Source organism: Salegentibacter echinorum, from assembly GCF_900129445.1.
Classification (GTDB): domain Bacteria; phylum Bacteroidota; class Bacteroidia; order Flavobacteriales; family Flavobacteriaceae; genus Salegentibacter; species Salegentibacter echinorum.
In genome coordinates this window covers 484,048-499,374 of the sequence record NZ_FQVT01000002.1, presented here as the reverse complement: position 1 = coordinate 499,374, position 15,327 = coordinate 484,048, and the positions used below count along the sequence as shown (strand labels likewise).

16 protein-coding genes are annotated in these 15,327 nt (G+C 38.1%); 8 read left to right on the top strand and 8 right to left on the bottom strand.

The genetic code is table 11. The features are described from left to right. Nucleotides 1–113 precede the first annotated feature (113 nt). Nucleotides 114–1,472, top strand: a complete 1,359-nt coding sequence (locus BUA71_RS05780; RefSeq protein ID WP_072877634.1) for a dihydrolipoyl dehydrogenase family protein — start codon at nucleotides 114–116, stop codon at nucleotides 1,470–1,472. A gap of 58 nt (nucleotides 1,473–1,530) precedes the next feature. Here the strand turns inward: BUA71_RS05780 and BUA71_RS05775 are convergent, their stop codons facing one another. From BUA71_RS05775 to BUA71_RS05745, 7 genes are all read right to left on the bottom strand, one after another. After that, a complete protein-coding gene (locus BUA71_RS05775; protein WP_072877633.1) occupies nucleotides 1,531–2,325 on the bottom strand; it encodes a hypothetical protein in 795 nt (264 codons plus the stop codon). A gap of 163 nt (nucleotides 2,326–2,488) precedes the next feature. Then, nucleotides 2,489–3,121, bottom strand: coding sequence for a ligase-associated DNA damage response endonuclease PdeM (pdeM, locus tag BUA71_RS05770; protein ID WP_072877631.1), 633 nt, complete (start codon nucleotides 3,119–3,121; stop codon nucleotides 2,489–2,491). Nucleotides 3,122–3,199: 78 nt separating this feature from the next. Then, nucleotides 3,200–4,354 carry a methionine aminotransferase gene (locus BUA71_RS05765; RefSeq protein WP_072877629.1) on the bottom strand — a complete coding sequence of 385 codons (1,155 nt, stop codon included), beginning with the start codon at nucleotides 4,352–4,354 and terminating at the stop codon, nucleotides 3,200–3,202. An 81-nt stretch (nucleotides 4,355–4,435) separates the two neighbouring features. After that, nucleotides 4,436–5,182, bottom strand: coding sequence for a succinate dehydrogenase/fumarate reductase iron-sulfur subunit (locus BUA71_RS05760; RefSeq protein ID WP_072877627.1), 747 nt, complete (start codon nucleotides 5,180–5,182; stop codon nucleotides 4,436–4,438). Nucleotides 5,183–5,235: 53 nt separating this feature from the next. After that, nucleotides 5,236–5,613 (bottom strand): four helix bundle protein, encoded by a 378-nt coding sequence (locus BUA71_RS05755; protein WP_072877625.1) that lies wholly within the window; start codon nucleotides 5,611–5,613, stop codon nucleotides 5,236–5,238. 30 nt (nucleotides 5,614–5,643) lie between these two features. Beyond that, on the bottom strand, nucleotides 5,644–7,647 hold the full coding sequence (locus BUA71_RS05750) for a fumarate reductase/succinate dehydrogenase flavoprotein subunit (protein ID WP_072877623.1): 2,004 nt from the start codon (nucleotides 7,645–7,647) through the stop codon (nucleotides 5,644–5,646). A 12-nt stretch (nucleotides 7,648–7,659) separates the two neighbouring features. Continuing rightward, nucleotides 7,660–8,322 (bottom strand): succinate dehydrogenase cytochrome b subunit, encoded by a 663-nt coding sequence (locus tag BUA71_RS05745; RefSeq protein WP_072877621.1) that lies wholly within the window; start codon nucleotides 8,320–8,322, stop codon nucleotides 7,660–7,662. A 481-nt stretch (nucleotides 8,323–8,803) separates the two neighbouring features. Between BUA71_RS05745 and BUA71_RS05740 the strand changes: the two genes are divergently transcribed. From BUA71_RS05740 to BUA71_RS05720, 5 genes are all read left to right on the top strand, one after another. After that, nucleotides 8,804–9,745, top strand: a complete 942-nt coding sequence (locus tag BUA71_RS05740) for a DnaJ C-terminal domain-containing protein (protein WP_072877619.1) — start codon at nucleotides 8,804–8,806, stop codon at nucleotides 9,743–9,745. Beyond that, nucleotides 9,742–10,032, top strand: a complete 291-nt coding sequence (locus BUA71_RS05735; protein WP_072877617.1) for a chaperone modulator CbpM — start codon at nucleotides 9,742–9,744, stop codon at nucleotides 10,030–10,032. The genes BUA71_RS05740 and BUA71_RS05735 overlap by 4 nt, the downstream gene beginning before the upstream one ends. 342 nt (nucleotides 10,033–10,374) lie before the next feature. After that, nucleotides 10,375–11,667, top strand: coding sequence for an aminopeptidase P family protein (locus tag BUA71_RS05730; protein WP_072877615.1), 1,293 nt, complete (start codon nucleotides 10,375–10,377; stop codon nucleotides 11,665–11,667). 199 nt (nucleotides 11,668–11,866) lie between these two features. Continuing rightward, nucleotides 11,867–12,640: an alpha/beta fold hydrolase gene (locus BUA71_RS05725; protein ID WP_072877613.1), complete on the top strand. Its 774-nt coding sequence runs from the start codon at nucleotides 11,867–11,869 to the stop codon at nucleotides 12,638–12,640. Between the two features lie 71 nt (nucleotides 12,641–12,711). After that, the gene (locus BUA71_RS05720; protein ID WP_072877611.1) at nucleotides 12,712–12,963 is read left to right on the top strand and encodes a hypothetical protein; all 252 of its coding nucleotides are present in this window, start codon (nucleotides 12,712–12,714) and stop codon (nucleotides 12,961–12,963) included. A 40-nt stretch (nucleotides 12,964–13,003) separates the two neighbouring features. Here the strand turns inward: BUA71_RS05720 and thiL are convergent, their stop codons facing one another. Then, a complete protein-coding gene (gene thiL, locus BUA71_RS05715; protein WP_072877609.1) occupies nucleotides 13,004–14,056 on the bottom strand; it encodes a thiamine-phosphate kinase in 1,053 nt (350 codons plus the stop codon). A 498-nt stretch (nucleotides 14,057–14,554) separates the two neighbouring features. Between thiL and BUA71_RS05710 the strand changes: the two genes are divergently transcribed. After that, nucleotides 14,555–14,884 carry a HesB/IscA family protein gene (locus BUA71_RS05710; protein ID WP_072877607.1) on the top strand — a complete coding sequence of 110 codons (330 nt, stop codon included), beginning with the start codon at nucleotides 14,555–14,557 and terminating at the stop codon, nucleotides 14,882–14,884. A 35-nt stretch (nucleotides 14,885–14,919) separates the two neighbouring features. Next, complete coding sequence (locus tag BUA71_RS05705) at nucleotides 14,920–15,318, top strand: four helix bundle protein (protein ID WP_072877605.1); 399 nt, start codon at nucleotides 14,920–14,922, stop codon at nucleotides 15,316–15,318. Nucleotides 15,319–15,327 lie beyond the last annotated feature (9 nt).

The following is a 15,327-nucleotide window of genomic DNA, read 5'->3' as shown; positions in this document are numbered from 1 at the left end:
AGAAAAATCTATCCCTAATTTAATAAATATTCATAGCGTTAATAATTTTTTACCAATTCCATAACAGCTAAATCGGGTTTAAATCTTTAGCTTCCCATTGAAAAATTATAATTATGGGATTTGAACATTTTGATGTATTTGTAATAGGAACCGGTACCGCGGGAAAAGGAGTAGCTACCACTTGTGCCAAAAAAGGCTTAAAAGTCGCCATTGCCGATAATAGGGAATATGGAGGCACCTGTCCCAATCGCGGTTGTGATCCAAAAAAGGTGTTGATGAGTTTTACTGAAATTATTGATCGCGCCTCGAAAATGCAGGGAAAAGGTGTCACAAAAATGCCAGAAATAAACTGGAAAGACCTTATGGCCTTTAAAGAAACTTTTGTAGATGCCATCCCGGCAGCTACCGAAAAAGACCTTAAGGCTTTAGATATCAAGATGTATCATCAGTCGCCAAAATTTCTAGATAAAAACACGCTTTCGGTGGAAGGTAAAACCGTGACCGCCGATAAATTTGTGATTGCTACCGGCCAAAAACCTATGGAATTAAAAATCCCCGGCGAAGAACACGCGCTAATTAGCGATGATTTCCTAAAATTAGAAGAATTGCCCGAAAGTATGATTTTTATTGGCTCTGGTTATATTGGGATGGAGTTTGCACATATCGCCGCGCGCTTTGGGGTAAAAGTCACTATGGTAGATATGGCGCCCAGGGCACTATCTACTTTTGATGAAGATATGGTGAGTTACCTGCAACAGGTTTCTGAAGAAGACCTGGGGATAGAATTTATTTTCAACTTGCAAATTAGTGAAATTGAGAAACTTCAAAAGAATTTTAGGGTTAAGGGAACACGCGATGGAAAAGAAATTTCTGCCAAAGCTGCAATGGTCTTTAATACCGCCGGAAGAGTTCCTTCCATGGAAGAGCTGGATTTAGAAAAAGGAGGAGTTACTTTCTCTAAAAAAGGGATTGAGGTAAATGAATATCTTCAAAATACAGGAAATGAACGTGTTTATGCCTGCGGAGATGTTTCTGCGAGCGACGGCTTACCATTAACTCCCTTATCTTCACAGGAAGCAAAAATAGTTTCAGATAATTTAACAGACGAAAAAGAAAAGAAAAAAGCAGACTTCCCGCCACAACCTTCAGTGGTTTATACATTGCCAAATTTGGCTTCCGTAGGACTTTCCGAAGAGGAAACAAAAGCCAAAGGTTATGACTATACCCTGGAGCATAAATTAATTCCAAAATGGTTTAGCGCAAAGCATATTAACGAAAAGGTTTATGCTTATAAAACCCTCGTTGATAATAAGACAGGATTTATAATTGGCGCGCATTTAGCGGGTCCAAAGGCAGGAGAGATAATTAATATGTTTGCAATGGCGATGTGTGGAAAACTGGATTCTTTAAGCATTAAAAAAATGATCTTCACCTATCCCAGCTGGGCAAGCGACATTAAAGGAATGGTTTAGAAAAAGCCTCCCCCGCCACTCTAAAGGAGGGGAAGCCTGATAGAAATATAAATATCCTTTAGACTTTATTCTTAAATAATCTCGTTATGGGGTTTGTGTCTTTATTCATCCAGGCGTGATAAATAATATTGGAGAAAATAGCTACCGCTCCAATTAAAGCAGCATAAGCGATTAAAGGAATTTCCGCAAAATGCCTAAAATAAATAGCTATTAACGCCCAAACTCCTACTGCGGCAAACTCCCGCATATTCCTGCGCCATATCATTGCGATATTTAAAACGCTTGCCACGGTTAACATAATAACCGTCCAGATTTCTTCAGAAAAAAAAGGAGCATTCCATTCAATTTTTACAAGGTAGGCAGAGATATTGGCAATAGTTGCTACCGCTATCCATCCCGAATACAAACAAATTGGCCACCAACTTAGGGCAAGTATCTTAAGTGGCGCGTCCCATCGCTCCATATTGGTATTTAAGATCACTTTAATTAATGCGAAAAGGATTAAAAGCATAAGCAAAACCGAAAGGCCTGTGAGTTCGTATAACCAGGTAACAACCCAGCCCACATTCGCCAGGTTTGCGATAAAAAACCAATATCCAGATTCCTCTAAAAACCTTAACTCTTTACGGGCGAAAAAAGCCTGAAACAACTGATGTCCAGAAAAAACCAAAAGCGATAAGAATATAATGCCCCAAATAGCAAAAGCATAACCATCTGGTGTGAAAAGATTATAATATTCAGCACTTAGGCTTCCCATGGTATTGCCGTTTATAATTCCGGTTTGTGAAATGTAACTCACAGCAATTGCTAAAACCACCGAAAGAAAATTTAATACTGCTAATCGTTTTTCCATAATATAATGACAAAGATTTCGATTTATATCTATACTTTAAGAATAACTTTAGTTTCATTATCCTTAACTAATCACCAACCTCGACCCAGGGGTGCGAGGTATGCTTCCAAAAAATAACTCTTTTATTTCGAACCAAGCCACCAGAGAATTCAACCCGTGGCTATCACCCTGGGATTAAAATTACTTCTTTTTGTGTAATTGCGTAAGCCTTCTCCCCTTCTTTTAGCTGCATTATATAGTTCCCGGTAAATTCCCCAAAAGCAGGGAGTATAAGTTGTTGTTTTTTTTGAAAGAAACACGGCAGTTTAAGCTGCTGTTTCGCCATCCCCACTAATCGATAACCAGGGTGAATATGTCCACAAATATTAAAGAAGTCGCTTCTATCTTCGGGGTGATGCGTGAGCAGAAATCCACTCAATTGCCACTCTGAATGTATAGCAACGCCTAATTCCCGGTATTTTAAAGGAGAAATGATATCGTGGTTACCGGCTATGAGGATTACTTTAGCTTCTAAAGTTTCCAACCAATTTTCAAACAAATCCCATTCCTTATTTATGCTGCTATGAAAAAGGTCACCCAAAAAGCAAATAATCTTCGGTTGATATTTAGCAACCACTTCGTTTAATCTTAAAAAATTAGCATTAATGGCTTTAAGGGGTACGGCACTTCCAAATTTTCTAAAGTGGGAAATTTTCCCAAGGTGCACATCACTAATTAACAGGATTTCTTTCTCCTGCCAAAAAGCAGCACCACTTGGATGTAGTTGAAAATTTTGATTTTGAAGGTTTATGGTCATTTATTTGTTGAAGTTCCAACGTTTTGAACCCGTATAGTTATCAGAACTATGAGGCCCCTTGTAATGTATTATTCAACGTTATAATTTATGAAGTATTTCGGCTGCTTTCTCCAGGGTTTCTTCGGTTTTAGCAAAGCAAAAACGTAGTTTTTTATCATCTTTCCCATCCTTATTAAATACTGAAATCGGGATACTGGCCAAACCATTTTCAGTAATCAAACGTTTTGCAAAATCTACATCGTGCTCATCGGTTATTGCTGAATAATCCATTACCTGAAAATAAGTACCTTTAGAGGGAGTTCCTTTAAATTTTGAGCCATGCATTAGTTCCAAAAACTTATCCCGTTTCTGCTGATAAAAATCCCCCCGTTCAAGATAGTGGTCAGGGTTCTTTAAATAATCCGCGAAAGCCCATTGCATAGGGTGGTTTACACAAAAGACCGTGGCCTGGTGAAATTTAATAATTTCGTTCATTAGAACTTCCGGCGCAACACAATAGCCCATTTTCCAACCGGTATTATGGAAAGTCTTTCCAAAAGAAGCACAAACAATCGCTCTTTCTGCCAGGCCGGGAAACTTTGAAGCGCTCTGGTGTTGAGCATCATCATAAATCAAGTGTTCGTAAACCTCATCGCTTAGTAAAATGATATTGGTATTGTTAAGCAATTTTTCCAAACGCAACATATCTTCTTTATTCAAAATCGTGCCGGTAGGATTATGTGGCGTATTGATAATGACCATCCTGGTTTTCGAACTGATCTTTTGTTCCAGTTCCTCCCAGTTAATTTTAAAATCTTCTCCTTTTAATTCTATCAACACCGTTTTTCCGCCGGCTAATTTAATATCGGGTTCATAGGAATCATAAGCCGGTTTAAATACAATCACTTCATCTCCCGGGTGCACAAAAGCGGTTATAGCACAGTACAAAGCCTGGGTAGCGCCAGCGGTAAAGATAATTTCTGAAGCTTCATTATATTTTTTTCCGTAGAGCTTTTCAATCTTAGCAACCACCTGCTCTCTTAACTCCGGGATACCATTCATTGGCGGATATTGATTATAGCCTTCTTTCATCGCTTTATAAACCAATTCTTTAAGCTTCCTATCGGTTTCAAAATTTGGAAAGCCTTGTGAAAGGTCTATCGCGTTATGCTTTCTGGCCAGGCTGCTCATCACAGAAAAAATACTGGTTTTTCCTGCTGGGAGTTTTGAAGGTAATTGGTTAAAGTTTGGCATCGGCTTATTTTTAAATAAGATGCATAAAAAATCCCAAACTCTAAAAGAATTTGGGATTTGATTTATCGATATTTAAAAGATTTATCTTTTTGTACTCGCTGAAAGATATTCCCGGTTCATTCTAGCGATATTATCTAAAGAAATTCCTTTAGGACATTCTAACTCACAAGCACCGGTATTACTACAGTTTCCAAAACCTTCATCATCCATTTGTCTAACCATGGCCTGCACCCTTTCTGTAGCCTCAATACGTCCTTGTGGCAGTAAAGCGTATTGTGAAACTTTTGCCGAAGTAAATAGCATTGCACTCGCATTTTTACAAGCTGCTACACAAGCGCCACAACCAATACAGGTCGCTGCATTAAAAGATTCATCGGCATTAGCTTTTTCAACCGGAATAGTATTGGCATCTACAGTGTTTCCGGAAGTATTTACCGAAACATATCCCCATGCCTGCTGTATCCTATCAAAAGCAGTTCTATCTACAATAAGGTCTTTTATCACAGGAAAGGCCTTTGCCCTAAAAGGCTCTATATATATTGTGTCCCCATCGTTAAAAGAACGCATATGCAACTGGCAGGTGGCCACCAACTTATCTGGACCGTGAGGTTCGCCGTTTATTTGCAAAGAACAGGAACCGCAAATCCCTTCACGACAGTCGTGATCAAATTCAACGGTATCTTCACCTTTTTCTACTAACTGCTCATTAAGAATGTCCAGCATCTCCAAAAACGACATATCACCTTCTATCCCATCTATAGGATAGTCAACCATTTTCCCTTTAGCAGTGGCATTTTCCTGACGCCATATTTTAAGTGTTAACTTCATAATTGTAATCTGTTATGGGTTATGAGTTAAGGGTAAAGTGCACCCTCTTCTTCCTAACCATTTTTAGCATTCTTTAAATAATTAATATAACCATTTAAAATTGCTTTGGTACTATTGAATCTATTTCTAAATTCTTCCAAAGTTTTTATATCAATATAATTTTCATCTTTCGCGGTTATAACTTGATTTAATGCTTCACAAAGCGAACCACGAGCAATTCTACAAGCCTGAATGTTTTCCTGATAATTAAATCTTCCAAAACCTTCGGCTATGTTGTCACCTATTGATCTCGAAGAACGACGTAGTTGACTTGTTAGGGAATATTTTTCAAATTCAGGGAATCTGGGAAGCACTATCTCAGAAACAAATCTTCTAAGTTCTCGCGAGGCTTTCCAGCACTCTAATTCTTCAAAAGATAGAATATTCCCCATATGATTAACGCATAACCCCTAACTAATAACCTACTTATAACTTCTTGTTTTCAATTCTATATTTTCAAATACCAGATCTTCCTTGTGAAGTTTTGCTTCTCTAGGGTTGCCGGTATATTCCCAGGCCGCTACATATTTAAAGTTTTCGTCGTCCCTTAAAGCTTCTCCTTCTTCAGTTTGATATTCTTCCCTAAAGTGACCTCCACAAGATTCATTTCTATGCAGGGCATCCTTAGCAAATAACTCTCCTAATTCTAAGAAATCTGCTACCCTACCGGCTTTTTCAAGCTCGGCATTTTTCCCGTTTGCTTTTCCGGGTACTTTTACGTTTTTCCAAAAATCTTCACGCAAAACAGCTATTTCGCCAATTGCATCTTCAAGATCTTTAGCATTACGGGCCATTCCACATTTATTCCACATGATTTGCCCTAATTCCTTGTGATAAGAATCTACAGATTTTTTTCCACCGGCATTCATCAATTTCTCGATACGATCTTTTACAGCTTTTTCAGCTTCATCAAATTCTTTAGTATCGCTTTCTATTTTCCCGGTACGAATATCATTAGACAGGTAATCACCTATGGTATATGGTAGCACAAAATAACCATCGGCCAGACCCTGCATTAAAGCTGAAGCTCCTAATCTATTGGCTCCATGGTCTGAGAAATTAGCTTCTCCTGTTGCATAACATCCGGGCACTGTGGTTTGCAGGTTATAATCTACCCAAAGTCCGCCCATGGTGTAATGTACAGCCGGGTAGATCATCATTGGGGTTTCATAAGGATTTTGATCTACAATTTTATTGTACATGTCAAAGAGGTTTCCATATTTTGAAGCAACCACTTCTTTCCCCAATCGTGTAATTTCCTCTTTAGATGGATTTTTATGTCCCGCGGTAAAAGCTTTTTCTTTTCCGTAGCGTTGTATAGCGCTCTTAAAATCCAAAAATACTGCCTGCCCGGTTTTATTTACACCAAACCCGGCATCGCAACGTTCTTTAGCAGCCCTGGAAGCCACATCACGAGGCACGAGGTTACCAAAAGCGGGATATCGTCTTTCTAAATAATAATCTCTTTCCTCTTCTGAAAGTTCAGTTGGCTTCTTCTCTCCTTTCCTAATAGCTTCAGCATCTTCTTTCTTTTTGGGAACCCAGATTCGTCCGTCATTCCGAAGAGATTCAGACATAAGGGTTAGCTTAGACTGATGATCTCCCGTAACCGGAATACAGGTTGGGTGAATTTGAGTATAGCAAGGATTGGCAAAGTAAGCTCCTTTACGGTGTGCCCTCCAGGCTGCCATCACGTTACATCCCATCGCATTTGTAGAAAGGAAAAATACGTTACCGTACCCACCGGAAGCAAGCACTACTGCGTGAGCAGAGTGACGTTCAATCTCGCCGGTAATCATATCCCTGGCGATAATTCCTCGGGCTTTGCCGTCTACCAAAACCAAATCCATCATTTCATGACGGTTGCAAGGCTGAATCTTACCACGATTAATTTGACGGTTCATAGCAGAATAAGCGCCCAACAATAATTGCTGACCTGTTTGTCCTTTAGCATAGAACGTACGGGACACTAAAACCCCGCCAAATGAACGGTTATCTAAATAACCTCCATACTCCCGCGCAAAAGGAACGCCTTGCGCTACACACTGGTCTATAATATTACCGGAAACCTCGGCCAATCTATAAACATTAGATTCGCGGGAGCGGTAGTCGCCTCCTTTTACAGTATCATAGAATAAGCGATAGTCTGAATCGCCATCACCCTGGTAGTTCTTAGAAGCGTTAATACCTCCCTGCGCCGCAATAGAGTGAGCACGTCTTGGAGAATCCTGGTAACAAAAAGTTTTTACATTATAGCCCAATTCTGCCAGGGTTGCGGCGGCACTACCACCGGCTAACCCGGTTCCAACTACAATAATATCTATATTACGCTTATTGGCAGGGTTTACAAGATTAATATTATTCTTATGATTGGTCCACTTTTCTGCTAGAGGCCCTTTTGGTTCTTTGGAGTCTAAAACTGACATAAATCTTAAGTTTTAAAGGTTATTAATATAGTGAAAAAGGGCTATAAAAATAAATCCTAGTGGAATAATAATCGCATAAGCTACAGTAAAGCCCCGTAGACCTTTGGCATATTTGTTACTCCACCCCACAGACTGGAATGAAGAAGAAAAACCGTGAATAAGGTGAAGACTTAAAAACACAAATGAGATTACATATAATATGGTTCTAACCGGGCTTTGAAATTTCACAACTAACTCATCATAATATCTGGCGACATCCTCTGGATTAGATTCAAAATACTTATGAACCATCTCGGGAAACCAGAAATCGTAAAAATGCAAGCCCAGGAAAGCCAAAACCACTAAACCAGAATAAATCATATTCCTGGACATCCAACTGGAATTTGCACTACCGTTAAATTTAACGTAAGAAATGTTCCTGGCACTTCTGTTTTTAGCTTCCAGAATAAAACCCATTACAAAGTGAAAAATAACCCCAAGAATTAAAATAGGCTGTAAGAATGCCTGGACTACAAAGTTAGTCCCCATAAAATGAGAGATATCATTGAATAGGTCCTTGCTAATAACCGAAGTAAAATTGATTGTAAAATGCTGAGCTAAAAATAAGACCAGAAAAAGTCCCGATAAGGCCATAGCAAATTTTCTTGCTATAGTTGAATTTAGAAATCCACTCATTGGTATGATTATTTTATAGAAAATTTACGTCAAAAATACAGCTCAATTTAGTTACGTACAACTTTTGCCTGCCAAAATAGCCGCTATTTAGAACCAATACAAAGAAGACGAGAAAGCTGCAAATACAGAAAGAAAATTTAATCTGTCCCTACATAAATCATTAAACGAGGTGCAATTAATGCATTTTTTTGATTTTACAAAAGCTTAACGAAGACTATGCTTGTTTTTTAGTAAATTCATCCAAACTATTTTAAACGTAAAGCCAGGTTAACAATAAACAGGGTTTATTTTAGCAATAGCTTTCTATTTATTCTTCGGAAATCAACAACCTCGACCTTAAGCTACGAGGTATGCTTCCGAAGAAAGCTCTTTTATATCGAGGCAAGCTCCGGGCAATTAAATCCCCGGCTCTGGTCCCGCCCTAAAAGAACTTAACCTGAAAGGAAAATAGTTTGTTAATCAATCGAAACAACCAAATTTTATGGATTTTATAGATTATTATAAGCTGCTTAATTTGGATAAAGGCGCCAGCGAGTCCGATATTAAAAAGGCCTATCGCAAGTTAGCCCGAAAATATCATCCAGATTTAAATCCCAACAATAAAGAAGCCCAGCATAAATTTCAACAAATAAATGAAGCGCACGAGGTATTGAGCGATCCTGAAAAACGAAAAAAATACGATCAATACGGAAAAGACTGGCAACACGCCGATGCTTATGAAGAAGCTAAAAAACAACAGCAAAGTAGCGGAAATTATGCCGGCGGCGGATTTAACCAAAATGCAGGTTTTGGCGGCAACCAGGGAGACTATTCCTATTCTGGCAATTTTGATGAAGACACTTTTTCAGACTTTTTTGGAGATATGTTTGGTAGCCGCGCAAGATCGCAAGGTGCTGGAAGAGGAGGTCATTTTAAAGGCCAGGATTTTAATGCAGAACTTCAGCTTAGGCTTAGTGATGTTTACACCAGTCACAAACAAACTATTACCGTAAATGGCAAAAATATTAGGTTAACCATCCCAGCGGGAGTAGAAAATGGACAAACCATAAAAATTAAGGGACACGGCGGCCCAGGCGTTCAAGGTGGACCAAAAGGCGACCTTTATATTACATTCAACATCCTTAATGATACCAGCTTTAAACGAGAAAAAGAAAATTTATATCAAAACGTGGAGTTAGATCTTTACACAGCGCTGCTAGGTGGAGAAATTACTACCAAAACCTTTGATGGCTCGGTAAAGTTAAATGTTAAACCCGAAACCCAACCCGGCAATAAAGTAAGGCTTAAAGGTAAAGGCTTCCCTAAATACAAAAAGAAAGGCGAATTTGGGGATTTAATTATCACCTACAACATCAAAATGCCCACTAAACTAAGTAACAGGGAGAAAGAATTAATTAAAGAACTTCAAAAATTACGCTCATGAATTTAGAAGATTTAATACCAACCGATGAGATTTGCACCCGCTACAAAGTGGAACGCAATTTTGTTCATGCATTAACTGAGAGCGGACTTTTACATACAGTAACCGTCCAAAAAATAACCTATGTACATTGTGACGAGATTTCTGAATTTGAAAAACTAAGAAGGCTACATTATGAACTCGATATTAACCTGGAAGGTCTCGAAGCTATTCAGAATTTATTGAGCCAGGTAAAGAAGCTACAAAACCAAAATGTAGCGCTTAAAAATAAGTTGAATTTATATGAGTAAGCAAGCTTTAGCACATAGGAGCTGTAGTTTAATACCAATTTAACCATAGAACCTTCAAGGTCGTGCTATTTTCTTATTTCTAATTTCCAAGCAAACCAATCGCAGCATTACAGAACAAAAAAAGGGACTTCGCCTTTTACATGCGATTTTACAAAGTTAAATTGACATAACTTCCATGCGACATAACCCTCGATACAACCTTTAGACTATAAAAGAAACAATTATTTAGATTGGACCATTTGAACCTTCAACTCCCCAGAATATTAATAACTTTGCAATTCGAATTCAAAATTTAAAGCCTTAATGGTTTTTAGAACCAGTAAGGTATAAAAATAGCTATTTATGAGATACGAACAGATTGACAGCAAACTTTTTATAAAAAACCGCAAAAGTTTTATGGCGGGCATGAAATCCAGCAGCCTTGCTGTTTTTAATGCTAATGACATTTATCCCATTGGCGCCGATAGCACTTTGCCGTTTCAACAAAACCGCGATCTATTTTATCTTAGTGGGGTAGATCAGGAAGAGGCTATTTTAGTATTATTTCCAGACGCGCCAAAACCAGAACATCGCGAGATTCTTTTTCTCACCGAGACCAACCCGCATATTGCCGTTTGGGAAGGAGCAAAACTAACCAAAGAAAAAGCACTGGAAGTAAGCGGAATAGAAACAGTTTACTGGCTTCAGGATTTCGAAAAAGTTTTTTTTGAATTGATGTCCCAGTGCGAAACCGTATATTTTAATACCAACGAGCACTACAGGGCCAGCGTACAAACCGAAACCCGGGACGATAGGTTTATAAAATGGTGTAAAGAGAAATATCCTGCGCACCGGGTAGCAAAAAGTAATCCTATCTTACAACGCTTACGTTCGGTAAAAGATCCTATTGAATTAGATTTAATGCAAAAGGCTTGCAACATTACCGAAAAAGCTTTCCGTAGAGCTTTAAAATTCACTAAACCCGGAGTTTGGGAACATGAAATTGAAGCTGAATACTGGCACGAAATGATTAGAAACCGCAGCCGGGGATTTGCTTACACCCCAATAATTGCCAGCGGAAACAATGCTAATGTTTTACATTACACCGAAAATAACCAGGAATGTAAAGCCGGGGACTTAATTTTATTGGACACCGGAGCAGAATATGCCAACTATTCCAGCGATATGACGCGCACCATCCCGGTTTCAGGAAAATTTAGCCAGCGGCAGAAGCAAATTTACAATACGGTAAACAAGGTGAAAAAAGAAGCTACCAAATGGTTGGTACCTGGAACAATTTGGGCCGAATACCATAAAGAAGTTGGAAAACTAATGACTTCCGAATTACTGGATCTTGGGCTTTTAGATAAAGCCGATGTACAAAATGAAAACCCAAAATGGCCGGCTTATAAAAAATACTTTATGCACGGTACCGCGCATAACATAGGTTTAGATACGCATGATTATGGTATTCTAACAGAACCCATGAAACCAAATCAGGTTTTTACCGTAGAACCCGGTATTTATTTACCAGATGAAGGTTTTGGAATTCGTCTGGAAGATGACGTGGTGATCCAAAAAGAAGGCGAACCATTCAATTTAATGGGCAACATCCCAATTGAAGTTGAAGAAATTGAAGAGATCATGAATTCTTAATTCGTTAAACCTGAAAGTTTTTGCGAGTGGCATTAGCAGCGCAGCAATTTGTTGTGATTGGTTAATTCGACTCATAAAAGAAAGACTGCTACTGTACTAGCGTCTTCGAAGTGAAACTTTTAGAATTGCGAATTCAACAAATTATTAGAATCAGAGCCACGGATTTCCTTTAGATTCGTGGCTTTTTATATATTTAAAATTGAGAAAAACAACCTACAAAAAGGCCGCTATTCACTATACCGTTAAAGGAACCGGAAATCCGCTTGTGCTCCTTCACGGCTTCCTGGAAAGCAAAGAAATTTGGACAGATTTTGCTGAAGAACTTTCTTTAAAACGCCAGGTCGTTTGTATTGATTTGCCGGGTCATGGAGACTCGGGTAGTTTTGGAAGTATTCACAGCATGGGGGAAATGGCAGAAGCTGTAAAAACCGTTTTAGACGAGTTAAACATTAAAAAAGTGGCACTGGCGGGACATTCCATGGGTGGTTATGTGGGTTTGGAATTGTGTTATAAATTCCCTATGCTATTAAATGCATTGGTGCTAGTAAACTCCACTCCTTTTGCAGACGATGACAAACGCAAAATAAACCGGGATAGGGCTGCAAATTTTGTTTTACGAAATAAAAATGCTTTTGTTAAGATGGCCATTGCCAATTTAATGACCCGCGAAAATTATAAGCGCTTTAAACCTCAACTGGAAGTGATAAAGCTGCGCGCGCTCAACATTCCTAAGACCGGGATTTATGCAGCAATAAAAGGTATGAAAGTTCGCAAAGACCATCTCGAACTTTTTGCTAACTTTGAACATCAAAAAATTATTGTGGCGGGGATTAATGATCCCATTGTAGATTACAATACAATAAAACTGATTTCAAAACGTTGTGGAAGTGAGTTTAAAAGTCTCCCAGACGGGCATTTATCTTTTTTAGAAAACAAAAAGGAACTGCTGGAAATTTTGCAATTTATCGATTAATATAAACGTTTAATTAAAAGTTAGCTTTTTAGAATATTTTATAGACACAATTAAAATAAAATCAAACTTTTATGAAGGAAAGAAACCCCAAAACATTTTCGTTCGCCAAAGTTTTTTGCAGCATTTTTGGACACAAGTTAGTGGTATCAAAAAATGTGACAGATCATGTACACGAATATACTTGCAGAAAGTGCGGCATGGAAATGACCGATACCGCCAATGGCCTTCTAGCTCGTTTAACTCCTAAGTTTAAAGAAACCAACGAGTATATTGCACAAATTCATCAAAAAAGAAAGCGTAAACACCTTAAGCACGCCTCTTAAGCGCAAAATCTTCAAATTTAATTTTAGGAAAAAGGAAACTTTACTCTTTACCTTCCATAGAATTCCAACCTTTTGCGATAAGTGGTAATTTTTGGCTGGCACGGGTGATTAAATGCATGCCTTCTTTTTCTTCGGTTATGTGACCAATTATTGATAAATTAGGATTTGCTTTTATCTTATCATAATCATCCTGGGAAATACTAAATAGTAACTCATAATCTTCCCCCCCACTTAAGGCGATGGTGGTGCTATCTAAATCAAATTCCTCACAAACGGAAATTACCGCAGGATCTAAAGGAATTTTCTCTTCAAATAAGTTTGCACCTACCTGAGAGTTTTTACAAAGATGAATTATTTCAGAAGAGAGTCCGTCGCTAATGTCTATCATGGAAGTCGGTTTTACTTCCAATTCTTCTAGCAAAGGCGGAATATCTTTTCTAGCTTCAGGTTTTAACTGGCGTTCAATAAGATATGTATAAGGATCCAGGTCTGGCTGCGCATTGGGATTAGCTTTAAATACCTCTTTTTCTCGTTCCAGGATTTGCAAGCCCATATAAGCAGCGCCAAGATCACCGGTTACCACCAGCAAATCATTGGGTTTTGCCCCGCTACGATACACCACATCTTCTTTTTCCGCTTCCCCTAAAGCAGTAATACTAATCATTAAGCCAGAAGTAGAAGAAGTAGTATCCCCGCCAACCACATCTACGTTATAAAGTTTTGCTGCCAGCTCGATCCCGGCATACAATTCCTCAAGCGCCTCTACCGGAAACCTGTTTGAAGCAGCGATAGAAACCGTAATCTGGGTAGCCCTGGCGTTCATCGCATAAATATCAGATACATTTACCATTACAGCTTTATATCCCAAATGTTTTAAAGGCATATAAGCCAGATCAAAATGCACGCCTTCTACTAAAAGATCGGTTGAAACCAGGGTTTGTTTTTCTTTAAAATCCAGCACGGCGGCATCGTCCCCAATCCCTTTTATTGTAGAAGGCAGTTTTGGCGTAAAACCTTTAGTTAAATGATCTATCAATCCAAACTCTCCTAATTCTGAAAGGTTTGTACGCATTTCCTGATTATTCTCAAACATATCTCGCTAATTTAGTTCTGCAAAATAAACGAATATTCTGAAACTCTCCACATAAAGCTTCCGTTAGATTAAGCTCAAGTATATATTTTTTTAAGGATTTATTGTAGCTGCTTTCCATTCAGCGAAGTTTATAGTTTTTCAGTAACGCCTGGTTAAAGATTAGAGAACAAAGAAACAAGAAATAACACTGTTTATTTTGTTAGTTTTCCGGTTCCATTTCTTCGGAAAAAAATATCAAATTCAATTATTTTTAAAATCTCCTAAACCGTTTCTTCAGAAACCTTCCACAAAACATAATCTTCGGCCAGGAGAAATTATCACTTCCGTTTAATTTCTTATAGAAACCAGCTTATTTTCAGTTAAATAAGAAAATAATTTCGATTGATTTCAGAATTGATAAGACCTATCAAACTATTCTTAAAACATATAAATGCTTTATGGTAATACGCTTGTTTTATAGTATATTTGTGCCTAATTTAGAATTAATCTTTTTAAGCTATGATAAAAGTAAGCGAAGACGCTAAGAAAAAGATTGCCGCTTTAATGCTGGAAGGAGGTTTTGACAATACTCAGGACTTCGTTCGGGTAGGCGTTAAAAGCGGAGGATGTTCTGGTTTATCTTATGAATTAAATTTTGATAAAGCCCAAACCAACGATGACAAACTTTTTGAAGATAATGAAGTTAAAATTGTAGTGAACAAGCGCAGCGTTTTGTACCTCGCGGGCACTATTTTAGAATATTCGGGAGGTCTCAATGGAAAAGGATTTGTTTTCAACAACCCCAATGCAGAAAGAACCTGCGGCTGTGGAGAGAGTTTCTCTTTATAAATTGGTTCAAGGTTTAAAGTTCAAAGTTTAAGGTTATGGGAACAATTAAACAATTTGAGGATTTAGAAATTTGGCAAGGTGCCAGGGAGATTTGTCAAATTGTTTATCAGATAAAAGAAAAATCCAACCTTAAATCTGATTTTAGACTGTACGACCAATTAAATGGATCCTCCGGTTCAATTATGGACAATATAGCCGAGGGTTTTGAGAGAAATGGCAATAAAGAATTTAATCAATTTTTGTCTATAGCCAAAGCATCTTGTGGCGAAACAAGATCACAGCTTTACAGAGCTTTTGATCGCGATTATATAAATCAGGATGAAATTAATATTTATCGAAAAAAAATAATAGCGCTTAGTAAGCAAATAAGTTCTTTAATGAACTATTTGCAAAAATGTGATATGAAGGGAACAAAATTCAGGAATGAACCTTGAACCCGAAAC